Annotated in this window: 18 protein-coding genes; 7 read left to right on the forward strand and 11 right to left on the reverse strand. The window is 60.4% G+C overall.

Annotation, left to right across the window (positions count from 1 at the left end):
* Window positions 1-165: 165 nt before the first annotated feature.
* The gene (locus P2W41_RS00695) at window positions 166-717 is read right to left on the reverse strand and encodes a DUF924 family protein (RefSeq protein ID WP_404934020.1); all 552 of its coding nucleotides are present in this window, start codon (window positions 715-717) and stop codon (window positions 166-168) included.
* A 229-nt stretch (window positions 718-946) separates the two neighbouring features.
* Here P2W41_RS00695 and P2W41_RS00700 point away from each other — a divergent pair, with 229 nt between their 5' ends.
* From P2W41_RS00700 to P2W41_RS00720, 5 genes are read left to right on the forward strand one after another with little or no spacing between them, the layout of a single operon-like run.
* Entirely contained in the window at window positions 947-2,542 is a 1,596-nt protein-coding gene (locus P2W41_RS00700) for an ABC transporter substrate-binding protein (protein ID WP_404934021.1), read from the forward strand.
* 59 nt (window positions 2,543-2,601) lie between these two features.
* Window positions 2,602-3,606, forward strand: a complete 1,005-nt coding sequence (locus tag P2W41_RS00705) for an ABC transporter permease subunit (protein ID WP_404934022.1) — start codon at window positions 2,602-2,604, stop codon at window positions 3,604-3,606.
* A gap of 2 nt (window positions 3,607-3,608) precedes the next feature.
* Entirely contained in the window at window positions 3,609-4,544 is a 936-nt protein-coding gene (locus P2W41_RS00710; RefSeq protein WP_292898409.1) for an ABC transporter permease subunit, read from the forward strand.
* Window position 4,545: 1 nt separating this feature from the next.
* Window positions 4,546-5,406, forward strand: a complete 861-nt coding sequence (locus tag P2W41_RS00715) for an ABC transporter ATP-binding protein (protein ID WP_292898408.1) — start codon at window positions 4,546-4,548, stop codon at window positions 5,404-5,406.
* Window positions 5,403-6,230 (forward strand): ABC transporter ATP-binding protein, encoded by an 828-nt coding sequence (locus P2W41_RS00720; RefSeq protein ID WP_292898407.1) that lies wholly within the window; start codon window positions 5,403-5,405, stop codon window positions 6,228-6,230. The genes P2W41_RS00715 and P2W41_RS00720 overlap by 4 nt, the downstream gene beginning before the upstream one ends.
* A gap of 260 nt (window positions 6,231-6,490) precedes the next feature.
* Here the strand turns inward: P2W41_RS00720 and P2W41_RS00725 are convergent, their stop codons facing one another.
* Window positions 6,491-7,411 (reverse strand): LysR family transcriptional regulator, encoded by a 921-nt coding sequence (locus P2W41_RS00725; protein WP_404934023.1) that lies wholly within the window; start codon window positions 7,409-7,411, stop codon window positions 6,491-6,493.
* Between the two features lie 160 nt (window positions 7,412-7,571).
* Here P2W41_RS00725 and P2W41_RS00730 point away from each other — a divergent pair, with 160 nt between their 5' ends.
* Window positions 7,572-7,751, forward strand: coding sequence for a hypothetical protein (locus P2W41_RS00730; RefSeq protein WP_292898405.1), 180 nt, complete (start codon window positions 7,572-7,574; stop codon window positions 7,749-7,751).
* 101 nt (window positions 7,752-7,852) lie between these two features.
* On the opposite strand, the gene P2W41_RS00735 is transcribed toward P2W41_RS00730, so the two are convergent.
* The 8 genes from P2W41_RS00735 to P2W41_RS00770 form a co-directional block, all read right to left on the reverse strand.
* Window positions 7,853-8,290 (reverse strand): universal stress protein, encoded by a 438-nt coding sequence (locus P2W41_RS00735; RefSeq protein WP_292898404.1) that lies wholly within the window; start codon window positions 8,288-8,290, stop codon window positions 7,853-7,855.
* Between the two features lie 10 nt (window positions 8,291-8,300).
* Window positions 8,301-9,584 carry a TRAP transporter large permease gene (locus P2W41_RS00740; RefSeq protein ID WP_292898403.1) on the reverse strand — a complete coding sequence of 428 codons (1,284 nt, stop codon included), beginning with the start codon at window positions 9,582-9,584 and terminating at the stop codon, window positions 8,301-8,303.
* Between the two features lie 14 nt (window positions 9,585-9,598).
* Window positions 9,599-10,189, reverse strand: a complete 591-nt coding sequence (locus P2W41_RS00745) for a TRAP transporter small permease (RefSeq protein WP_292898402.1) — start codon at window positions 10,187-10,189, stop codon at window positions 9,599-9,601.
* Between the two features lie 83 nt (window positions 10,190-10,272).
* Window positions 10,273-11,292 carry a TRAP transporter substrate-binding protein DctP gene (gene dctP, locus P2W41_RS00750; RefSeq protein ID WP_404934024.1) on the reverse strand — a complete coding sequence of 340 codons (1,020 nt, stop codon included), beginning with the start codon at window positions 11,290-11,292 and terminating at the stop codon, window positions 10,273-10,275.
* A 544-nt stretch (window positions 11,293-11,836) separates the two neighbouring features.
* Window positions 11,837-13,477 carry an ABC transporter ATP-binding protein gene (locus P2W41_RS00755; protein ID WP_404934025.1) on the reverse strand — a complete coding sequence of 547 codons (1,641 nt, stop codon included), beginning with the start codon at window positions 13,475-13,477 and terminating at the stop codon, window positions 11,837-11,839.
* A gap of 1 nt (window position 13,478) precedes the next feature.
* The gene (locus P2W41_RS00760; RefSeq protein WP_404934026.1) at window positions 13,479-14,621 is read right to left on the reverse strand and encodes an ABC transporter permease; all 1,143 of its coding nucleotides are present in this window, start codon (window positions 14,619-14,621) and stop codon (window positions 13,479-13,481) included.
* Window positions 14,614-15,531 (reverse strand): oligopeptide ABC transporter permease OppB, encoded by a 918-nt coding sequence (gene oppB, locus P2W41_RS00765; RefSeq protein WP_292898398.1) that lies wholly within the window; start codon window positions 15,529-15,531, stop codon window positions 14,614-14,616. Before oppB ends, P2W41_RS00760 begins: the two co-directional genes overlap by 8 nt.
* Before the next feature lie 74 nt (window positions 15,532-15,605).
* The gene (locus P2W41_RS00770) at window positions 15,606-17,192 is read right to left on the reverse strand and encodes a peptide ABC transporter substrate-binding protein (protein WP_404934027.1); all 1,587 of its coding nucleotides are present in this window, start codon (window positions 17,190-17,192) and stop codon (window positions 15,606-15,608) included.
* 390 nt (window positions 17,193-17,582) lie between these two features.
* Between P2W41_RS00770 and P2W41_RS00775 the strand changes: the two genes are divergently transcribed.
* On the forward strand, window positions 17,583-18,278 hold the full coding sequence (locus P2W41_RS00775; protein ID WP_366931277.1) for a Crp/Fnr family transcriptional regulator: 696 nt from the start codon (window positions 17,583-17,585) through the stop codon (window positions 18,276-18,278).
* Here the strand turns inward: P2W41_RS00775 and P2W41_RS00780 are convergent, their stop codons facing one another.
* Entirely contained in the window at window positions 18,279-22,442 is a 4,164-nt protein-coding gene (locus P2W41_RS00780) for a cytochrome P450 (RefSeq protein ID WP_404934028.1), read from the reverse strand.
* Between the last annotated feature and the right edge of the window lie 27 nt (window positions 22,443-22,469).

The raw sequence follows: 22,469 nt of genomic DNA on the forward strand, positions 1-22,469 counted from the left end.
ACGTAACACCAGACGCAACACCAACCGTCACACGACGTTTGGGCAAGCGCACGGCATCATGACGATCTCCCCCTTCAAAAGACGAGTGTAGGGCTTCATCCCCGGCCTTCACAAGTGCGTTTACGCGCCGGGACCGTATCAATGAGGCAGGAAACGCTGCGGGGTTTACTGGCCGTAGCCCTCGTGTTCCTCCAGAAAGGCGCGTTCCTCAGGTCCGCTCTCCCGTCCAAGCACACGGTTGCGATGCGGGAAGCGGCCAAAACGGGCGACGATGTCCCGGTGTTCGATCGCGTATTTCAGAGATTCTTCCTGCCCCAGCGATTTGAACAGCATGACGGCGCGTTCCTGGTCGGCAAGCACTTCCGAATGCATGTAGGGCATATAAAGGAACTGCCGCTCGGGAACGCTCATCCCTTCATCCAGTCCCTTCTCGATCGCATTGCCTGCCACACTCATGGCAAGCTCATCCGAAGCGAACGCGCCAGGCTGCCGACGATAGATGTTGCGCGGGAACTGATCGAGCACGATAACCGCGGCGAGGGCCGCTTTCGGCTCGTTGAACACTTCCGGCGGGAGCTCACGCACCAAACGCTCATGCAGCGCGCCGAAACGGTCGCGGATCAGCGCGTCCGTCTTCTCGCTCACTGTGAACCAGTCTTTGGGGGTCAGCGTCTCAAACCAGAACTCCAGAACGTCCAGATGCCATGTGCCGCTCATACTTTCTTCTCCTCGAAACAATGACCTTTGATGCTGATATGGTTCCCCTATCGCTCACAGTACAAGAGCGGGCGTGGTGCTTTATTGCATTAATAGGAGCAAATTCGACTAATAATTGCATTTGCAGCGGCAAAGCGATCGAGGGTGTTCCCTCTCAATTCGATCTTTGCTTATATGCCAGCTTCCAGGGCTTCGGGAGTAAGCCCATGCGAGAATCAGGGAGACCTCAATGAAAAGCAAATTGACCTTTGCGGCTGCTCTGCTGGCCGCTACGGTGCTGAGCGGCGCTGCGGGCGCGAAGACGCTTGTCTACTGCTCGGAAGGAAGCCCGGAAGGCTTTGACCCGGCGCTCTACACCGCTGGCACCACGTTCGACGCATCGTCGAAACCGGTCTACAACCGCCTCGTCCAGTTCGAGCCGGGCACCACCAAGACCGTGCCGGGCCTGGCGGAGAGCTGGGAGATTTCCGACGACGGTCTCGAGGTCACCTTCAAGCTGCGTCAGGGTGTGAAGTTCCACACGACCGACTTCTTCACGCCAAGCCGCGATTTCAACGCCGACGACGTGCTGTTCTCCTTCAACCGCCAGCTTCAGGAAGACCATCCTTACCACGCCTATGTGGAAGGCGCTTCGTGGGAGTATTTCAACGGCATGTCCATGCCGGACCTCGTGAAGTCCATCGAGAAGGTCGATGATTACACGGTGAAGTTTGTGCTGAACCGCCCGGAGGCCCCGTTCATTGCCAACCTGGCCATGGATTTTGCCTCCATCTTCTCGAAGGAATATGCTGACAAGCTCGCTGAATCCGGCAATCTTTCGGACCTGAACCAGAAGCCGGTCGGCACCGGCCCCTTCCAGTTCGTGGCCTACCAGCCCGACGCCGTGATCCGCTACAAGGCGCATCCCGATTACTGGAACGGCAAGCAGCCGATCGACGATCTGGTGTTCGCCATCACCACCGAGGCTTCGGTGCGCCAGCAGAAGCTGATCGCCGGCGAGTGCCACATCACGCCCTACCCGAACCCGGCCGACATCGAGAGCCTGAAGGCGAATGAAGCCCTGAAGGTTGACGAGCAGGAAGGCCTGAATGTCGGTTACCTCGCTTACAACACCAAGGTTGCGCCCTTCGACAACGCGAAGGTCCGCAAGGCGCTGAACATGGCAATCAACAAGGAAGCCATTCTCGACGCCGTGTTCCAGGGTGCCGGCCAGGCAGCCAAGAACCCGATTCCGCCGACAATGTGGTCGTATAACGACGCGGTCGAGGATGATGCCTACGATCCGGAAGCAGCCAAGAAGATGCTTGAGGAAGAGGGCGTTTCGGACCTTTCCATGAAGGTCTGGGCGATGCCTGTGCAGCGTCCCTACAACCCGAACGCGCGCCGCATGGCCGAACTGATCCAGGAGGATTTCTCCAAGGTCGGCGTCAATGTCGAGATCGTCTCTTATGAATGGGGTGAGTATCTCGAGCGCTCGAAGGCGGAAGACCGCGATGGCGCGGTGCTGCTTGGCTGGACCGGCGACAATGGCGACCCGGACAACTTCCTCGCCGTTCTGCTCGGCTGTGACGGTGTCGGCGGCTCCAACCGCGCCCAGTGGTGCAATGAGGAGTTCGAGGGTCTGATTCAGAAGGCCAAGACGCTCTCTTCGCAGGAGGAGCGTGCCAAGCTCTATGAAGAGGCCCAGGTCGTCTTCAAGCGTGAAGCCCCGTGGGCAACCATCGCTCACTCGGTCGTCCACATGCCAATGCGCAAGGAAGTGACCGGCTACAAGATGGACCCGCTTGGCGGCCACGCCTTTGAAGGCGTCGATATCGCCGAATAGGCCCCTTCACCAGAAACAGGAACCGGCGGCGGCGCGAGCTGTCGCCGGTCGTGTATTAGATGTTCCGTTTCTTTCTCTCCAGGCTGGCGCTGTTGATCCCCACCTTCATCGGGGTGTCCATCGTCGCCTTTTCCTTCATTCGCCTTCTGCCGGGCGATCCGATCATGCTTCTGGCCGGCGAGCGCGGCATGAGCGAGGAGCGCTACCAGCAGCTCCAGGCGCTCTATGGCTTCGACCAGCCGCTGTTCGTGCAGTATTTCAACTACATGACGGATCTGTTGCAGGGCGATTTCGGCACCTCCATCGTCACCAAACGGCCGGTGCTGCAGGAGTTCATGACCCTGTTCCCGGCGACGATCGAGCTCTCGCTTTGCGCGATCATCGTGGCGGTTGCCATTGGCGTTCCGCTCGGCGTGATCGCCGCTGTCCGGCGCGGTTCGTGGCTTGATCAGACCGTGATGGGTGCGGCCCTTGTCGGCTATTCCATGCCGATCTTCTGGTGGGGCCTGCTCCTGATCATCTTCTTCTCCGGCATTCTTGGCTGGACACCGGTGTCAGGCCGCATTTCGCTGCTTTATTTCTTCCCGCCGGTCACCGGCTTCATGCTGATCGACAGCCTTCTGTCGGGACAGGCGGGCGCGTTCAAATCGGCGCTGTCGCATCTCATCCTGCCGACCATCGTTCTGGCCACGATCCCGCTTGCGGTGATCGCCCGCCAGACGCGCTCGGCCATGCTTGAGGTGCTGGGCGAAGATTATGTGCGCACGGCGCGCTCCAAGGGCCTGCCGCCGCGCCGGGTGATCGGCCTCCATGCGCTGCGCAACGCGCTCATCCCCGTGGTGACCACGATCGGCCTCCAGGTGGGCGTGCTGCTGGCCGGCGCGATCCTCACCGAGACGATCTTCTCCTGGCCGGGCATCGGCAAGTGGATGGTCGATAGCGTGTTCAAGCGCGATTATGCGGTGGTGCAGGGCGGGCTTCTGCTCATTGCCGCCATCATCATGATCGTGAACCTGATCGTGGACGTTCTCTACGGTCTGATCAATCCGAGAATCAGGCACTGACCATGAGCTCGACAAACACAAAAGATCCGAATGCCGCCGTCGGTCTCGAAGGCGGCACGATCATCGCGGTCACGCGGCGCGCCCGCCTTGCGGAATTCTGGTACTATTTCAGCCAGAACCGCGGCGCCGTGATCGGCCTTTACGTTTTCCTCGCAATCGTGGTCATCGCGCTTCTGGCGCCGGTGATCGCGCCGCACAGCCCGAGCATGCAGAACCGCGGCTCCTTCCTCCTGCCCCCGGTCTGGCAGGAAGGCGGCAACTGGTCGTTCATACTCGGCACGGATGCCGTGGGCCGCGACCTGCTCTCACGCCTGATCTATGGCGCGCGCTTCTCGCTCTTTATCGGCGTGGTGGTGGTTTCGGTCGCCGTCTCGGTGGGTATTCTGATCGGCCTCATCGCCGGCTATTTCCGCGGCGCGGTGGACACGGTCATCATGCGCGTGATGGACATTATTCTCGCGTTTCCGTCGCTGCTTCTGGCACTGGTTCTGGTCGCCATTCTGGGGCCGGGCCTCGTCAACGCGATGATCGCCATCGCGCTCGTGCAGCAGCCGCACTATGTGCGCCTGACGCGCGCTGCGGTGATGTCGGAGAAAGGCCGCGACTATGTGACGGCGGCACGTGTTGCCGGCGCGAGTAACATCAGGTTGATGTTCAAGACCATCCTGCCGAACTGCACCGCACCGCTGATCGTGCAGGCGGCGCTCTCCTTCTCGACCGCGATCCTCGATGCAGCAGCGCTTGGCTTCCTCGGCATGGGTGCACAGCCGCCCACACCCGAATGGGGCACGATGCTGGCCGAAGCGCGCGAGTTCATCCTGCGTGCGTGGTGGGTCGTCACCTTCCCCGGTCTCGCCATCCTGATCACCGTTCTGGCCATCAATTTGATGGGCGACGGTCTTCGCGATGCGCTTGATCCCAAGCTGAAGAGGTCGTGACATGAGTGAAGCTCTTCTCGACATTCGCAATCTGAGCGTCGAATTCGAGACGGCAGGCGGCACGCTGCGCGCGGTGGATGGTGTTTCGCTGTCCGTCGAGGCGCGCGAGGTGCTGGCCATCGTCGGCGAATCGGGCTCGGGCAAATCCGTTTCGATGCTGGCGGTTATGGGGCTTCTGCCATGGACCGCAAAGGTCACGGCGGACGCCATGACCTTTCAGGGCCGCGACATTCTCAACCTGTCGCCATCGGACCGACGCAAGATCGTGGGCAAGGACATTGCCATGATTTTCCAGGAGCCAATCGCCAGTCTCAATCCGTGTTTCACCGTCGGTTTCCAGATCGATGAAACGCTCAAGATGCACACCGATCTTTCGGCCCGCCAGCGGCGTGACCGGACGGTGGAACTCTTCGAGGCGGTGGGCCTGCCAAATGCGAGCGACCGGGTGAATGCCTACCCGCACCAGATGTCGGGTGGCCAATGCCAGCGCGTGATGATCGCCATGGCCATTGCCTGTAACCCCAAGCTCCTGATTGCCGACGAGCCGACCACCGCGCTCGACGTGACGATCCAGAAGCAGATCCTCGATCTTCTGGTGTCGATCCAGGCCGAGAAGAACATGGGCATGATCATGATCACCCATGACATGGGCGTGGTAGCGGAAACGGCCGATCGCGTGATCGTGCAGTACAAGGGCAGGAAGATGGAGGAGGCCGACGTGCTTTCGCTCTTCGAAAAGCCCCAACACCCTTATACCAAGGCGCTGCTTTCGGCCCTGCCGGAGAACGCGACAGGCGACCGCCTGCCGACCGTCTCCGACTTCGTGTTCGATGAAGCGCCGCTGACAGGAGCCCGCCCATGAGCGAGATCGTCCTGGAAACGCGCGGCATCACGCGCGACTATCACATCGGCGGCGGCTTTTTCGGAAAGGGCCGCATCATCAACGCGCTGAAAGGCATCGACCTCAAGGTTGAGAAGGGCAAAACGCTGGCCATCGTCGGCGAATCGGGCTGCGGGAAATCCACCCTCGCCCGGATCATGACGATGATCGACGCACCCACTTCGGGCGAACTCCTGATCGACGGCAAGCCGGTGGAGATCGGCAAGACGGGTGTGGAGCCCGAAATGCGCCGCAAGGTGCAGATCGTCTTCCAGAACCCCTATGGCTCACTGAATCCACGCCAGAAGATCGGCGATGTGCTGATGGAACCGCTGATCATCAACGAGAAGGTTCCGGTGAAGGAGCGGCGCGAACGCGCCATGGAGATGCTTTTGAAGGTCGGTCTGCAGGCCGAGCACTTCAATCGCTATCCGCACATGTTCTCCGGCGGCCAGCGCCAGCGCATCGCCATCGCGCGCGCGCTCATGCTGAGGCCACGCCTGCTGGTGCTGGACGAGCCGGTCTCCGCGCTCGACCTCTCGGTGCAGGCGCAGGTGCTGAACCTTCTGGCCGACCTGCAGGAAGAATTCGGCCTCACCTATGTCTTCATCAGCCACGATCTTTCGGTGGTGCGCTATATCGCTGACGAAGTGATGGTGATGTATTTCGGTGAAGCGGTGGAATATGGAACCCGCGATGCGGTGTTCACCGATCCGCAGCACGAATACACGCGCACGCTCTTCGCGGCGACACCACGCGCCGATGTGGAGAGCATCCGGAAACGGCTGGCGGAGAAGGCGGCGTAAGCCTGACACCTGGCAGTGTGAACGCGCCGCGCTGAAAGCCACGCGACAGCGTCATCCCGGAAGCCCGAAGGGCTGTCCGGGACCCATTGGAAGATTGTTATGAAGCGCGGCCCGGTTTTGCTTCGGGCGCGGGTTGGGCCACCGGCACCTCCTGCCGATATCGGCCGTGCCTCTCAATGGATACCGGCTTTCGGGGTCCCGGCTCTCGCTCCGCTCGGACGGGATGACGATTGCGCTGCCTCACAGCCCCGTGCGTTCACCTACCTCTCTTTGGTCAGCGCATAGCCGGCCTCTTCGGCCCAACGCACATGCTCGGCCGCCTTCTTCAAGAGCCATGCCCGCATCGCCATCGCCGAAGGACTGACCGGGCCCCGCGAAACGGAGGAAAGGTAATAGCTGTTGCGGCCGGCGACCGATGGCCCGCAGGGACGCACCAGCCTTCCATCACGCAGCATGGCGGCCGCCGAGACATCATCGCCAAGAGCAACACCAAGCCCCCGCGCAGCCGCTTCAAGGCAAAGCTGCGTGCGGTGGAAGATGAGATGGCCCGATGCGGCGCTGAGGCTTGTGCCCTGCCGCCGCAGGAGTTCCTCCCAGGTGTTCACGCCGCGATCATAGATCAGCTTGTTGGCGATCAACCCGTGCATGCGCACATGCTCCGCGCGATCCGGCGCGCAGACCGGAAAGATCGTGAAATCCAGAAACGGCTCGCGTGTATAGCCCGGCACATCCAGCCGCCCCCAGGTGATCGCCAGATCGGTATCGGGGGCAATGGTGCGCGGTGGCTCGGGGTAAGAGCGCAATTCGAGCTCGATCCCCAACGTTTCCAGCACTTCGTCGGTCAGGAGGGGCATGAGCCACAGAGCCGCGAGATCAGAGTCCGATTCCAGAACGACGCGCCCCTTTGCATTGCGCGTTGCACGCGTGCCGGTGTCCAGCGAGATCAGCATCAGAGCATCGGCGACAATTTCCGCGTAGCGGGCTCCCCCCGGCGTGAGCGCCACCTGCCTGTGCCGGCGCTCGAAGAGCGGCATGCCCAACTCCGCTTCGAGATTCTTGATGTAGCGGCTGACAGATGCATGCGTCACGCCCAGCTCCGCCGCGGCGCGGGAAAAACTCTGGTGCCGGGCAGCCGCGTCAAACGCCCGGACGGCGTTTAGATTGGGCAGGCGATGTCTCATGATTTAGCGTAACATAAACGCACACAACAGGAAGAATAATTTCTATTGTGTAAAGCTCCTATAGAGACCAAATAGGAATTGTAGCGATGGGTTGACCGGGAGAACCGGCAGCACACCGCCGCAGACTCTCTACATTGCCAACCCTCTCAAGGAGGTTCTGATGTCACACTATACTGTGGGCGTTGGTTCCAGCCCTGAATTGCAGCGCTATGCGCGGCAGGCGAACAAAGCCCGTTCCACGGCGCTGAAGCACGCCTTGACCGCCCTTGGCACGCGGCTCGGGAACATCTGGCGCAGGCCAACGGGCACGCCACCGATTGGTGGAGCGGACCCGGTTTGACACTGTCAGGAAAGAGCGTCGAGACGCTTCTGGAACATCAGGAATAAGGGCCGGATCAGACAGCGGATCCGGCCCTTGTTGCATCTGCACTTTCGTTTCGATCACACCACCATGACGGGGCAATTGGCAAGGCTCGTGACCTTGTGGGACACGCTTCCCAGAAGATAGCCCTCCAGATCGCCCAGCCCGCGGCTGCCAAGCACGATCAGGTCCACCTCACGCTCTTTGCCGAACTTTACGATGGTGCGCGCAGGCTGGCCGCTTTTCACAAAGGCACGCGGGCTTTCAGCTCCCATCTCCACTGCCGCTTTCTTGGCGGCGTCGGCGATCTCCTTGGCATGTTCACGCATAACATCATCGATGCTTTCGGGATCATCGGGCCGCACCATCGACATGGAGGCCTCAAGCAGGCTGTGATGCCGGAAGACGGTGAGCGTCATCAATTCCGCTCCGGTGTTTTTCTGCAACTCAACGCCCATCTGCAGAGCCTTCACCGAGTTTTCCGAGCCATCGACCGGGACGAGTATCCTTTTGAACATCGGCTCTCTCCTAATCGAATGCCAGGCTGGGCAGGAACAGCGCGATCTGCGGGAAGAAGATCAGTGCTGCCGACACGCCAAGCAGGATGAGCGTGAAGGGCGGAATGCCCCGGATCACGTCCATATAGGGTCGCTTGAATATGGCTATCGCCGTGAAGATGTCACACCCGAATGGGGGTGTCGCGGAGCCAATGGCCACCTGCAGCGTAATGATGGTGCCGACCAGAACCTTGTCGAGGCCAACCGAATCCACCACTGGCGCGAAGATCGGCACCAGAACGAGGATCACCACGATCGGATCGACGAACATGCAGCCGACGAAGAAGGCGATCGAAATGACGGCGAGCACCATTTTAGGCCCCATCTCGTCTATGCCGATGGCGCCCAGGATCTGCTGCGGGATCTGCGCGAAGGAGATCACCCAGGAGAATGCCGTGCCGGCAGCGACGAGAATGAACACCACGGCGGTGATCAGGCCGGTGGACTTGGAGATCTTGTAGATGTCGGCCACGCTAAGCGAGCGGAAGATCACCAGTTCCAGGAAGAGCGCATAGGCCACGCAGATGGCCGCAGCCTCGGTGGGGCTGACAATCCCGCCATAGATGCCGCCGACGATGATGACCGGGAAGAACAGCGGCCAGATGGCCGCGCGCACTGCCGCCACACGCTCGCCCCATGGCGCTTTCGGCTCGGTCGGCACGCCCTTCACGATTGCATAGACGATGCAATAGGCGGAGAAGAGCACCAGGAGCAGAAGCCCGGGGCCGATGCCGGCGATGAACAGCTCGGCGATCGAGGTCTTGGAGACGACGCCATAGATGATCATGCCGATGGAGGGCGGGATCAGGAAGGCAATGTCGCTGGCGTTGATGATCAGCGCCAGAACGAAGGAATCGTTGTAGCCGGCTTTCAGCATGCGCGGGCGCAGCGGCGAGCCGACCGCGACCACAGTTGCCTGCGTGGAGCCGGAGACCGCGCCGAACAGCGTGCAAGCCGTGGCGGTGGAGACGGCAAGGCCGCCCTTGATGTGGCCGATGAACTTCATGACCATGTCGATCAGCCGGTCTGCCGACTGGCCACGCGTCATGATGTCGGCGGCGAGGATGAACATGGGCACCGCGATGAGCGAGGCCGGACGGATGCCTGCCAGCATCTGCTGAACCATGAAGTCCATACGGTCGAAACCGCCGAACAGACCGTAAAAACCGTACGCCGCACCCAGTATGAGCGGGATCATCATCGGGAAGCCAAACAGCAGCAACACGATCATGATGGTGGAAATTTTGAGTGTCATGGTCGTGGCCCCGCTCAGATCTCGATTTCGTCTTCCTCATATCCCTCCAGCACATGGGTGGAGAGATAGATGTCCTTCTGGACGACATTCTTCAGCGCGGTGAGCGCATATTGCACGCCGGTGATGAAGAAGCCGATGGGGACCCAGAGATAGATCCAGTAGACCGGGATCTGCATGGCCGGAAGAACACGGCCGGACTTGGCCACCTTGCCGATATAGCCGATGGCGAAATAGCACAGCGCGAACATGGTGAGCGCGGTGATGACCGTGATGATGATCATCAAGACCTTGCGGGTCTTGCCGGGCAGCGCATCGTAGAGCGCCGACATGCGGATGTGGCGGCCGTGACGCGCGGCATAGCCGATGCCGGCAAAGGTGATGAGAATGATGAGGATGCGGTTGAGCTCCTCGGAAAAGAAGATTGTGCTCCCAATAGCGCGGCTGACCACATTGGCGATCGTGTTGACCGCCATGAGCATCACGCCGAGCGCGAGCATCACCGATTCTATGCGGCTGATGGCATTGTCGAATATGCCTATGACGCCGGGCAGTGTGGATTCGTAGTGTTCGCTGTGCGGGTCAGATTTGTCGTCTTCACTGCCCATCTTCATTCCCCTCAATGAGATGACGGAACCCCGCGACCGAGAATGGCCGCAGGGTCCAGCTTATTGTTGCTCAAGGCAGCGGCTTATTGCGTGGCCGCCTTCAGGTCTTCCTTCATCTGGTCAAGGATCTTCTTGCCGCTGTCACCCGTCATCTCGATGAACTTTGCCTCCACCTGGGCTGCCGCTTCCCTGAAGGGAGCGCGCTGCTCTTCGGTGAGGTCGCTGATCGTCATCTCGGGCTTGGCTTCCTTGATCTTCTCGAGCGATTCTTCGCTCAGGCCCTTCTGGTACTCGAGGATGTGCTCGAAAGCCGCATCGGCAGCGTCCCGCACGACCTTCTTGTCCTCATCGCTCAGGCCGTCAAAGAATTCCTTGTTGGCCATCACCGCGGTGGTGAAGTTGTTGTGGCCGGTGAGCGTTATGGCGCCGGTCACTTCATACATCTTTGTGGACTCGACCCAGAACAGCGGATTTTCCTGGCCCTGAATAATGTTGGTCTGGAGACCGCCATAGACCTCGCCCCAGGGAAGCGGCGTCGGCGTCGCGCCGAATGCCTTGTAGCTTTCAACCAGAAGCGGGTTGGTCATGACGCGGAACTTCACCTCGTTGAGGTCTTCAGGCTTCTCCACCGGCTCCTTGGTGTTCATCACCACTTCGCCCTCGGGGAACATCTTGAGAAGCTCGAGACCCTGTTCTGCATAGAGCTCCGGGAACATCTCGTTGATGGCCTTCGAGTTGCGGAAGAAATCTCCGAGATCTTCCGACTTTGCCGGCAGAAGATAGGGAACGAAGAAAACCTGCGCCTCGGGGATCAGCGCACCGGTGAAGCCCGGAGACTGGTCGACGAACTGAAGGATGCCGGCCTGTGCCTGCTCCATGATGTCAGCGGATTCGCCCAGCGTACCGAACGGGAAAAGCTGAATCTCGTGGTCCGAGTTGGCCTCGACTTCTTCCTTGAACTTCTGGGCGTAAACGCCCTGAACATCCGTCATCGCTTCTTCGAAAGCGTATTTCCAGGTTTCCGCCTGAGCTGCAACGGCGCCTGCAAGCACGATCGCGGTGCTGGCAAGGCCTGCCATTAAGCGGGTTTTGATGGAACGCATACTGTTCTCCTCTGGTCATTTAACAAACGGGCAGGCAAAAAATATAAACAAGCCCCGCGCCGCCCATGCGGCTCGGGCAAACGATCTCAAACGAGCGTCGTCAGCTGGCCGGGAACCAGCCAGGCACGGTCGCGATACCGCGTAGGCGTGCTTTTGCCGGGAACTTGCGACGCCGCTTTTTGCTGCGTCCGAGAAGCAAAGGGAATGATACGGCGCTGGCCAGATCCGGGGCGATCACCGCCCTCAGTCGGCACAACGAACGCAAACGACCACACCGCGCCGGTGTGGCCCCATCGTTCAGGCCAATCATTTGGAGTGCGTTCAAACGCCCCTCCTTGCTCCCATTCGTCTTTCGACCCGGCCAGCGTGAAACAGACGCGCGGCAGAGTCAATCGATTGTTAAATCGATTGTTTCCGAGGTGAAAACGAGCCACACCGAACAAAGTTCCACAAAACGTGAAACCTTTTGCTTTCAACCGCAAGGACACGTGAACGACAGGCCAGCCGAACCGCGCGTATTCCCCTGGACGGCCCGGTTCGAATACTAGACGCGGGCTGCAGCCTGCCGGTTCAAAACTTCCCGGAGATTGAACGCAGCTTCCATCAGATCCTTCGTGTAATCACTCTGTGGATTGTCGAAGACTTCGCTGGTCGGCCCCTCCTCCACGACCTTTCCGGACCGCATCACGATCGCATAATCAGAAAGCGCCTTCACCACCGCCAGGTCGTGGCTGATGAAGATGAAGGAAAGGTTGTGGCTTTCCTGGATGCGGCGCAGCAATGTGATGATCTGCTTTTGCACCGAGCGGTCGAGTGCCGAGGTCGGCTCGTCGAGCACGATCACGGTAGGCTTCAGGATCACCGCACGGGCGATGGCGATGCGTTGCCGCTGACCGCCCGAGAACTCGTGCGGGAAGCGGTTGCGCATGGATGGATCGAGCCCGACCTCCTCCAGTGCCTGAATGGCGCGCCTGTCGCGCTCGCGAGCGGACAGACCCGGCTCATGCACCAGAAGACCTTCGGTGATGATCTCGCCGACCGTCATGCGTGGGCTGAGCGACCCGTAGGGATCCTGAAAGACCATCTGCAGATTGCGCCGGTATGGCCGCATGGCCGCACGGTCGAAGCCCTGAATGGGTGTGCCCTGATAGACGACTCGCCCCTCAGAGGGCAACAATTGGAGGAGCGCACGACCCAGCGTTGATTTTCCGGATCCCGATTCGCCAACAATGCCGATCGTCTGGCCGGCACGCAGTGTCAATCCGACATTCTGCACCGCCTTCAGTTCATAGCCCGGCCCCGAAAGGAAGCCGCCCTTGATAGTGAAAGTCACGCACATATCCCTGGCATCGAGCAGGACAGGCTGATCATTGCCCACCGGTGGCTTGTGGCCCTCCGGTTCGGCCGCCAGGAGCATTTTCGTGTAGTCCTTTTGCGGGCGCTGGAAGATGTCCTCCGTAGCACCCGTTTCCACCACCAGCCCTTTCTGCATCACATAGACCCGGTCGGCGAAGGCTTCCACGATGCCGAGATCATGGGTGATGAAAAGGATGGCCATGCCGAGTTTCTTCTGAAGCTCGGCCAGAAGACCGAGGATCTCGGCCTGGATCGTCACATCCAACGCCGTCGTTGGCTCATCGGCGATCAGCAGGTCCGGATCGTTGGCGAGTGCCATGGCGATCATGACACGCTGTCGCTGACCGCCCGAAAGCTCGTGCGGATAAGATTTCAGTCGCCGCTCGGGATCGGGAATGTGGACGAGCTTCAGGAGTTCCAGCGCCCGTTTGCGCGCCGCGGAAGCGGAAAGCCCGCCATGCACGCGGATCGGCTCGCAGATCTGCCGCTCGATGGTGTAGAGCGGGTCGAGCGATGTCATAGGCTCCTGAAAAATCATGGTGACCTTGGCGCCGCGGATCCTGTTGAGTTTCGCGCGCGGCAGACCGATGAGCTCCTGTCCGCGATAAGTCACGGAACCGGAGACGGAGCCATTGGTGGCCAGAAGCCCCATGGCGGCCATCATGATCTGGCTCTTGCCGGATCCCGATTCACCCACCACAGCGACCGTTTCGCCGGCGTTCACATGCATGCCCACGCCACGCACCGCCTCGACCGCACCGTCCGGCGTGTCGAAGGTGACGCGGATGTCGCGAATATCGAAGATGCGTTCCTCGTTCTGCTTCATCATGTCAGCGGTCCTTCGGATCGAGCGCGTCGCGCAGGCCATCGCCGAGGAAGTTGAGCGCGAAGAGAAGCGCGGTGAGTGCCAGCGACGGATAGAGCAGCATATAGGCTGCCCCACGCATGTTGCGCGCGCCCTCCGAGATCAGCACACCAAGGCTGGTGAGCGGCTCCTGTACACCAAGGCCGAGGAAGGAGAGGAAACTCTCCAGAAGAATGACCTTGGGCACGAGCAGCGTCATGTAGATGATCACCGGACCGAGCGTGTTGGGGATGATGTGGCGCTTGAGTATACCGCCTGAGCTAACGCCGAGCGCCTCCGCCGCCTGAACGAATTCACGCCGTCTCAGCGCGATTGTCTGCCCGCGCACGATGCGTGCCATGTCCAGCCATTCCACGGCACCGACCGCGATAAACATCAGAACCACGTTTCGCCCGAAGAACACCACGAGGAGAATGGCGAAAAAGGTGAAGGGGAGCGAATATAGAATGTCGACAATGCGCATCATGATGTTATCGATGCGTCCGCCGAGGAAACCGGCGGTGGCGCCATAAATCACGCCGATCAACAACGCCACGCCCGTCGCAAGCGCGCCGATCATCAACGATATGCGGATCGAGATAAGTACACGCGCAAACAGATCACGCCCGTTGGCATCCGTACCGAATATGAAGCGCAGACGCTGAACATCCGCCTCCATGACGATCGACTTCTTGTCATCTGCCTGCTCGACGATCCGTGCGTTCGAGAACAGGTCCGAGCGGTCAAGATAACGCGTCACGCGCGGGTCGATCTCGCGACGAGAGGTTGCCTCGATGCGCACCGTATTTCCATCGAGCTCGATGGTGCCTGTCTCCAGCCGCGCCCGCGACAGCGCGGCTTCCGCCAGGGGCACGATCTCCGACTGACGCGGGTATGCTTCCAGGCTGGCCGGGACTTTCACGAAGTCCGAATAAACACGCGCATAGGGATGCGGCGCCAGCATCGGACCAAAGATGCCGGCAACGACGAACAGGATCAGAATGAAGAGGCTGGCCATGGCGGCGCGGTTTCTCCGCAACCGCATGAAAGCCGTTTCCCAGGCCGAGCGGCTCTTGGTCGTCGGCAACTCACCCTCGGGCGGCATTTGGCCGGTGGCGATGTCAGTCATAGCGCACTCTCGGATCCAGCGCCGCATAGAGAAGGTCGACAATCAGATTGAAGACCACCACGAAGACGGCGATGATGATGACGGTGCCCATAACCAGCGTGTAGTCGCGGTTAAGCGCACCCTGAACGAAGTAACGGCCGATGCCCGGCAGGCCGAAAATGGTTTCAACCACCACCGAGCCTGTCAGAAGCGCGGCTGCCGCCGGCCCCAGATAGGAGATCACCGGCAGACAGGCTGCCCGCAGCGCATGCACGATGACGATCATGCGCTGCGGCAGGCCGTAGGCGCGCGCGGTGCGCACATGGTCGGAACGCAGCGCTTCGATCATGGAGCCTCGTATCAGACGGGCGATGATCGCCACCTGTGGCAGGGCCAGCGTGATTACCGGAAGCACCATGGATTCTGGGCTGTTCCAGCCGCCGGCCGGCAGCAGGCTGAGCCACACACCGAAGACCAGAGACAGAAGCGGGGCGACCACGAAGTTCGGCACGGTAATGCCGAAAGTGGCAACCGCAATGACGGAATAATCGACCCATGAATTCTGGCGCAACGCGGCGATGGTGCCGAGCACGCTGCCGATCAGCAGCGCGACAAGCAGTGCCATGCCACCGAGCTGTATGGATACCGGCAAGCCATTGCCGAGCAACTGCTGAACGGAAAAATCGCGATAGATGAAACTCGGCCCCAGATCGCCACGGGCGAGGTTGCCGAGATAGTAAAGGTACTGCTCCCAGACAGGCTTATCGAGATGGAAAACACGGTTCAGGTTTTCCAGCACCTTCGCTTCCAGCGTGCGCTCACGGTCGAAGGGACCACCCGGCGCCACCCGCATCAGGAAGAAGGCGAAGGTTATGATCAGGAACAGGGTTGGAATTGCGCCGAGGAGACGGCGCACGGCATATCCGAGCATCGCTACCAACTCTCATGCTGGTTCGATGCCGCCCGGCCCTCAAAGGGACCGGGCGGAAAAATCGAACGCTGTTGTTACTCGCTGATGCTCATGAAGCGTGTCCCATGAACATTCTGGATGTTGTCTTCCCAGCCCTTGAGCTTGGGCGATACCAGAGAAAGGGACGAATAGAAGAGAAGCGGAATATAGGGCATGTCTGCCATGAACATCGCTTCTGCCTCACGCAGGATCTCCGCACGCTTGACCAGATCGGTCTCGGCCGCGGCCTTGTCCATGAGTGCGTCGTATTCCGGGTTCTCGTACTGGGCGTAGTTGAAACCGGTGTTGTCGCTCTCGACCAGGAACAGGAAGTTCTGCGGATCGGAGTAGTCGCCGATCCAGCCGGCACGCGCCACGTCGAAGTCCTTCTGATCGCGCAGATTGGCGTAGTGCGCCGACAGATCGCGGACGTTGAATTCGACATTGACGCCGAGCGGCTTCCACATGTCGGCAATCGCGGTCGCCGTATTCTTGTGGTTTTCAGAGTTGTTGTAGGCCAGCTCGACTGTCAGCGGATTGTCGGGGCCGAAGCCAGCCTCCTTCATCAGCTCGATGGCCTTGTCCTCGCGGTCGAGCGGGGACATATCGGCCCACTCTGCCTGAGCGCCGCCGCCTTCATAATTGCCGATGCCGGGCGGAACCAGCGAATAGGCGGGCAACATGGAGCCAGCCCAGATCTCGTCGCCAAGGAACTCGCGATCGATCGCCATGGCGAGCGCCTGGCGCACCTTGGAATCGGCCATTGCCTCGCGCTTCATGTTGAGCGCGTAGTAGTAGGTGCCGAGATAGGGTGTGATCCGAACCTGATCGCCAAGACGCTCCTTGAGTGACTTGATCTGCTCGGTCGGCAGGTCGGAACAGCTATGGACTTCGCCCGCCTCGAAGCGGCGCACGCAGGTGGCGCGATCCTCGATCGGCAAATACTCGATCCGGTCGATCTGAACGCTGTCTGCGTCGTGGAAGTTCTCGTTCTTCTCCATGACGATCTTGTCGCCCGGCTGGAAAGATACGAGCTTGTAGGCGCCGTTGGTCACGATGTTTTCCGGCGCCACGAAATCGGTTCCGTGCGCTTCAACTGCCTTGGGGTTGACCGGCAGGCCCGTCTGGTGGGTCAGGAGTTCGAGGAAATAGGGGGTTGGCTGCTCCAGCGTGATCTCGAGCGTCCGCTCGTCCACTGCCTTGACGCCCAGCTGATCGGGCTCCATCTCGCCCTTGTTGATCGCCTCTGCATTCTTGATCGGGTAGAGAATGTTGGCATATTTCGCGCCGGTGTCCGGCATCATGATGCGGCGCAGCGAAAAGACGAAATCCCCGGCCACGACCGGGTCACCATTCGACCATTTGGCATCGTCGCGCAGCTTGAATGTGTAGACACTGCCATCATCCGAAACCGTCCACTCCTCGGCCACGCCGGGAATGATCTTGGCGCTGGCGTCATAAACGACGAGGCCTTCATAAAGGTCACGCAGAAGATGCGCCTCGACAACCGTCGAGGTCTTATGCTGGTCCAGCGTTTCCGGATCGCCGTCATTGCCGCGCACATAGGTGACGGCGGACGCTGCCATTGCCGAAGAAAGCAGAATCGTACCCGCGAGCAGCGGTCGCATCAGGGATTTCAACATTTTCCCGCACTCCCATTTTCTTGCTTGCTTGTCATCCAACCAAAGGATGAAAGAGGCGGCATTTGGCAACGAAATTCCGTATACGTCAAACGCTTTTGGGCACCTTTCCCTCAGGTTGCAAGAAATGCGCAAGAATCCCCGCCAGGATGCACTGTCCGTTGAAACGAAATTACCAAAAATCCTGCCCGGGCGGCACCATGCCCAACGCATTCCCATGGCCGAAACGGTCTTGGCGTTTCTGTGCAAATGCTCAGTCTGTTTCTTCCGCGCCGGGCACCGGCAAGCATGATCGAGCGCAGATCGCTTTCCACTCACTCGCCTGTTCCGTTGACGGAAACAGCGGCGCAAATCATTATCAAGAATAACATTGGCCAGCCTGCGTGAAATCTCTTGGACAGCACGGACACGCCGCAGATCGCACAAGCGAGCCCCTCGCCCAGGGAGACGGTCAACCTGTGTCCTGCGCATTTTGAGATGCTGTTCAGTCAGTGCCGGCCCGAGCGCTACAGAGCGGGCGACTATCTCTTCATGCATGAGGATCCGGCAGATCGCATATACGGTGTGCTTTCGGGGACGGTGGAGATCTCCAGCTATTCCATCAGCGGTCGGAAACTGGTCGCCAATATTGAGCTCTCACGCAGCCTCATTGGCGAAATCGGAGCCCTTGACGGCGGTGCCAGAACCGCAAGCGCCATCTGCCTGACCGATTGCGAGCTGGTGTCGCTGAGCCGCGTGCAACTGATGCGGAAGCTGGCGGAGGACGCCTCATTGTCGCTTGCGATGATCGAGCTCCTGTGCGCGCGGTTGCGATGGATCAGCAATGAGCGCAATGATCAGGCGCTGCTCAAGGTGGAAGCGCGGCTCGCCAAGCGCCTCCTGCTTCTCAATGACAGGATCGCCGGAGATGGTGGCTGGATCAGGATCTCCCAATCCGAGCTCGCCGCCTTTCTCGGCGCCACGCGCGAATCCGTCAACAAGATGCTGAACGCCTGGCGCAATGAGAACCTCATCGCCATCAGACGCGGCGCCATAAGACTGATCTCCAGAGCCGGGCTGCAGGAAATCATCCACCTGGAGGACGAGTGATCACAAGCGGGACAGGAGATAGCGCAGGCTCGAGCGGCTCGGCATAAAGAAATAGCCGCCGCCGCGAGTTGTCACGAAGCCTGGCAGATCATCCAAAATCAGACGCCCCTCGTCCATCGGGATAGAAAAACTGCCTTTGCCCTCGTTGGCGCCAATGGCTGGATCCTTCTCGTCCGTCAGCCCCTGAAAGAAGGAGGACGACACCCAGCTTTGCTGCATGAATTCATATTGTCGCTCGATATCGGCGTTGAGGCACATGAAGAGCAGGCCCGCTTCCTGACCGTTTTTATAAGTTCGGCCACAACGCAGGATGCGATGGCGATTGTTGATCTTGAGCTGGGTCTCGGGGTCGGCGCCGAGAGAGTCTCTGGGGTTCGAACGACGCACATGAGAGCCCAGCGGACAATGGAGCCCTTGCGGGTCCTCTGCAGCGAAGGTGAAATCGTTGTCCGGCTCGCGATCGGGGCGGCCATTTGGATTGCGCACCAAAGAGGTGCCGTCCTGCCAGCGCCCGACCATTTTGGCTGCGATCCATTTCGAATCGATCGTGGTATTGCCTGTCTCGGCTCGCACCGTCTCGGCAGCATGCCGGCAATAGGTATTGAAGGTCGAAACATGCTGCTCGAGCTGACGGATCACCATGAAACTGCCATTGCGCCCGAAGTCACGCAGGGCTGCCTTCTTGCCGAAGAGCGGCGCTTCTGCTCCCGCTTCCACTACCGGGAGTATTCCTTTGCTGTCCTCGGCTGGGGAGACCGTTGGAGAGGGCGGATAGAAATTGTTTTCATCCGGATAGCCAAGCACGAACTCGCCGGGCGCGATGAGGTGCATCGACGATGTGCTCCCGCTGGCGCGTGGCGTGCCCCGCACGATTGGCTGGGATATGCCGTCGGCGAAACCGAAATGTTCGACGGCATGCCTGCCCTCTCTCCTGATTTCGAGGGGGAGCTGGGCAACGCGCTTCACACCGGCCTTGTCCGTGGCGTCCATCAGTGACTGTATGTCTGCATCGAGTGTTTCATAACTACGCGCATAGCAGATTACCGCGAGATCGACCGGCTTCTCCTGCGAGCCCCAGAGCCAGCGCTGCGGCGCGCTTTTGCCGATGTCGTCCAGAACCCGACTGCGTGCCTCGGTTGCCATGCCTTGCCGAAAAGCGGCCGGAAATTCGTCCAGACAATCATCACCCGGCCGGTCTCCCAACCCCATTCGTCGCAAGCCATCCGGCCCGAACAAGGTGATCATGGCCCGCTCGGGCGGGAGCTGATTGCCGAAGCTGGTGCGTTCGAGCAAGAATGCCAACCACTCCCGCCGCGTAGGGCGCGACAGGTCCGCCGGGATATGGAAGGCAATCATTTCCGCTTTTGCGAGCGGGCCAAGAGGTCCGAAGAAGATCGACTGGATCTCCTCCGTTTCAAGCGTATCGCGCGGGCGCGGCTGCGAGCCGAAGAGGCGCAGCCAGTCGCGCGCTTCGCTTTCGGTTTCCGCTTTCGCGATCCCGCTGCGGATCAGCGAGTTGATGCGGATGCGCGCGGTGGTGAGGCCTGGATAGGCTGCGTACCAAAACAGAGTCGGCACCTGCTGTGCCCGTGCCCAGCGCTTGAAGCGGTCGCCATCGGTCGCCCCGTCGAAAAACAGCATCCGCGCTTTCGGAAAGCCTGCGGTATTGCTCCAGACACCGGTCAGGCCGGCATGAGCCTTGGTGATGAAATCCTCCAGATAGCTTTCCCAACTGCCACCATAATTGCTGAGGAAGACAAGCTGTTTCGTCCCCGGAAGGAGCACCCAGCGAGCAAAGTGGATGGTGTTGATATCGGAAAGGTATCCCGGCCGGAAAACCTGGCGAGCCATGATCGAGATCAGGTAGAAGGAGGTTCGAAGCGCAAGGCGTCTCAGCCAACCACCCTTCAGCGTGGACACCGCCGTCAGATGGTTTTGTGCCAGATGGTTCTCGCGCCTTGAGATCTCTTCCAGAAGTACCAGGCTCGCGTTCCCGTCGCTCGGGGGATCGCGCTTTTCCAGGTGGCGCAAATAGAGGATCAAAAGCCCGACGATGAAGAGCAGAAGCATGGTCACGCCGATCAGAGTAAGCACGATGGAGGTGCCCACGATCAGGAGATTGCGAAAGAAGCCGGGCGCGTATCCGAACACCAGCGAATAGGTGATCGCGAGGCAGATGAGGAGGATCACTGAAACCGTGACCAGAACCTTCGGCGCGCGCAATGTCCGCTTCACCGCGTTGGCAAGGTTGCCTGCTGGATTTTCGAGAAGTGCTTCGGCAGGCTCGAACGCCCAGTGGAAACGCCCGTCGTCGGCCAGTTTCTGCCGGACATTGTCCAGAATTTCGCCAGCCTCGACACCCTCGGGTGCCGCCGCGATTTCTTCGCGTGCGGCCTTTTCCAACTCGGCTTCTGCCCGGATGCGCCGGACGGAGTGGCCAGGTGTGCCGGAAAACACAAGTCCCGCGTTGCTGCCGAAAGTGGGGGAGATGTCGAGCGCATTGTCACGGACAAGCACACCGGCTGGCTTATGCACGCCCGTTCCGCTCGCCACGGCAAAGAGCTCCGACAAAACAGGTTCGGTCGCCTGTACAAAGGCATCCACGACCTGATCCTTCGTGCCGTCGCCTGACAGCTCGATGACGAGGTGGCCGGCGCTGTTCGTCCCCTTCTCGCCTCGCCCGTCGATCACGGCGATGCTGGCGAAATGGATCATGCCACTCGCGTCCAGCGCGCTCTTAATCGCCTCTCCCGCCGGGTTGCCCAGCCCATCGACCCTTTCGCGCAACGCGTCCATCGGCGCGTCCCTGTCGCAGGGAATCACAGCCGTCACCATGGCGTGCTCGACCGCCCTTGAAAGCGGCGCAGGATCAAAGCAGACCGTCAGACTTTCCGGATAGGCACCGAGCCGTTTCAAGCGCCCGTCTTTCCCGCCGGCGCGCTGCAGCCCGGGTTTTGAGAACAGCGCGCGAAAGCACTCAGCGATTTGTATCCGGGCGATTGCAGCACCGATGCATTGGTGAATGCCATGACCGAACACCATGTAATCCCGCGCCGGGCGGTCGGTGTCGAACCGCTCGGGTTCACTCACCACTGCCGGGTCGAACATGGCCGAAAGGGTCGCGGGCATCACCGTGGTGCCTGCTTTTATCTTCCGTTCGCGGCGTGTCCCTCTGGCGATCACCGCATCGCGCGCGGCATAGCGGAACGGACCGATCCAGATGGGCTTGAACCGCATTGCCTCAAGAATGGCCCGTTCAAGACGCGCATTGTCTTTCGCAGCAATGGCCTCTTCCACGGCCCGGCGCGCCTCGGGTCTGGAGAGCACGACGTCCAGGCAATTGCCGCTCGCCAGCAGATTGGTGGGCGTGAAACCGGCAATCATGCCCAGCATGATCGCATGGACCTCGCCGAGGCTGATCTGCGGTTCTTGCGCATCGAGCATCCTGACCAGCCGGCCAAGCGGTGTGGTGTTTGCCACCTTCCCCTCGCGTACCGCCATGACCGATCGGTCTATCGATCGCCGCACGCGATCTGCGGCCACGACCGCCAGTTCCCGTGTCACAGGATCGGCGGCGGGATCGGCAAAAAACAAACCGCTCAAAGCATTGGCCCAATCAGAGAAGGCCTCTTCATCATCAATGAGAATGCCGAAATACTCGCGGCAGATGCGGACGGGAACCACACGCAGAAGCCCGGCGACCGCATCGAAACGCGGGGCGGCGCGTTGCATGATGGCCGAAGCGTGCCGCGCCGCCATAGGGCGTACAACATCTTCGACCTCGTCTACCGGAAAGGCCGACAACACGGTCGATTTCATGCGCCGGTAATCCGGACCGTCCTGCATGCCGAGAATGAAGTTGGTTCCCCCGGCGATCTCCGCCATCTCGAGACCATAGGGGGTCTGGAACACGTCCTGACGCTCGAGAATTTCGCGCACATCCTCGCTGCGCGTAACGAGAACGAGACCCCCAAACTTCAGAATCGGATGAAACCGTCGCAACAGACCGAGCGCCCAGCGCGGATTCTCAAGGAGGCGGCTCGTGAGTGTGGCGCGCCAACCCTTTGCCCGCATCCGCTCGATATCGAACGGCGGCATGTCGGCTACGGGTCCCTGAGCGCGCTGCGCCTCGCGCACACCATCAAAATATTTTGTGGTCGTCATTGCGCTCCCCTCGGCGCTCCCCTCGGA

Source organism: Nitratireductor sp. L15S-10, assembly GCF_045011005.1.
Classification (GTDB): Bacteria; Pseudomonadota; Alphaproteobacteria; order Rhizobiales; family Rhizobiaceae; genus Nitratireductor.

Bases quoted from the DNA above. Each gene is read 5' to 3' on its own strand.
- P2W41_RS00720 (WP_292898407.1), top strand. From the start codon at position 5,403: ATGAGCGAGATCGTCCTGGAAACGCGCGGCATCACGCGCGACTATCAC.
- P2W41_RS00710 (WP_292898409.1), top strand. From the start codon at position 3,609: ATGAGCTCGACAAACACAAAAGATCCGAATGCCGCCGTCGGTCTCGAA.
- P2W41_RS00730 (WP_292898405.1), top strand. From the start codon at position 7,572: ATGTCACACTATACTGTGGGCGTTGGTTCCAGCCCTGAATTGCAGCGC.
- P2W41_RS00715 (WP_292898408.1), top strand. From the start codon at position 4,546: ATGAGTGAAGCTCTTCTCGACATTCGCAATCTGAGCGTCGAATTCGAG.
- P2W41_RS00755 (WP_404934025.1), bottom strand. From the start codon at position 13,477: ATGATGAAGCAGAACGAGGAACGCATCTTCGATATTCGCGACATCCGC.
- P2W41_RS00725 (WP_404934023.1), bottom strand. From the start codon at position 7,411: ATGAGACATCGCCTGCCCAATCTAAACGCCGTCCGGGCGTTTGACGCG.
- P2W41_RS00740 (WP_292898403.1), bottom strand. From the start codon at position 9,584: ATGACACTCAAAATTTCCACCATCATGATCGTGTTGCTGCTGTTTGGC.
- P2W41_RS00705 (WP_404934022.1), top strand. From the start codon at position 2,602: ATGTTCCGTTTCTTTCTCTCCAGGCTGGCGCTGTTGATCCCCACCTTC.
- P2W41_RS00695 (WP_404934020.1), bottom strand. From the start codon at position 717: ATGAGCGGCACATGGCATCTGGACGTTCTGGAGTTCTGGTTTGAGACG.
- P2W41_RS00780 (WP_404934028.1), bottom strand. From the start codon at position 22,442: ATGACGACCACAAAATATTTTGATGGTGTGCGCGAGGCGCAGCGCGCT.
- P2W41_RS00735 (WP_292898404.1), bottom strand. From the start codon at position 8,290: ATGTTCAAAAGGATACTCGTCCCGGTCGATGGCTCGGAAAACTCGGTG.
- oppB (WP_292898398.1), bottom strand. From the start codon at position 15,531: ATGCTCGGATATGCCGTGCGCCGTCTCCTCGGCGCAATTCCAACCCTG.
- P2W41_RS00770 (WP_404934027.1), bottom strand. From the start codon at position 17,192: ATGTTGAAATCCCTGATGCGACCGCTGCTCGCGGGTACGATTCTGCTT.
- dctP (WP_404934024.1), bottom strand. From the start codon at position 11,292: ATGCGTTCCATCAAAACCCGCTTAATGGCAGGCCTTGCCAGCACCGCG.
- P2W41_RS00760 (WP_404934026.1), bottom strand. From the start codon at position 14,621: ATGACTGACATCGCCACCGGCCAAATGCCGCCCGAGGGTGAGTTGCCG.
- P2W41_RS00700 (WP_404934021.1), top strand. From the start codon at position 947: ATGAAAAGCAAATTGACCTTTGCGGCTGCTCTGCTGGCCGCTACGGTG.
- P2W41_RS00745 (WP_292898402.1), bottom strand. From the start codon at position 10,189: ATGGGCAGTGAAGACGACAAATCTGACCCGCACAGCGAACACTACGAA.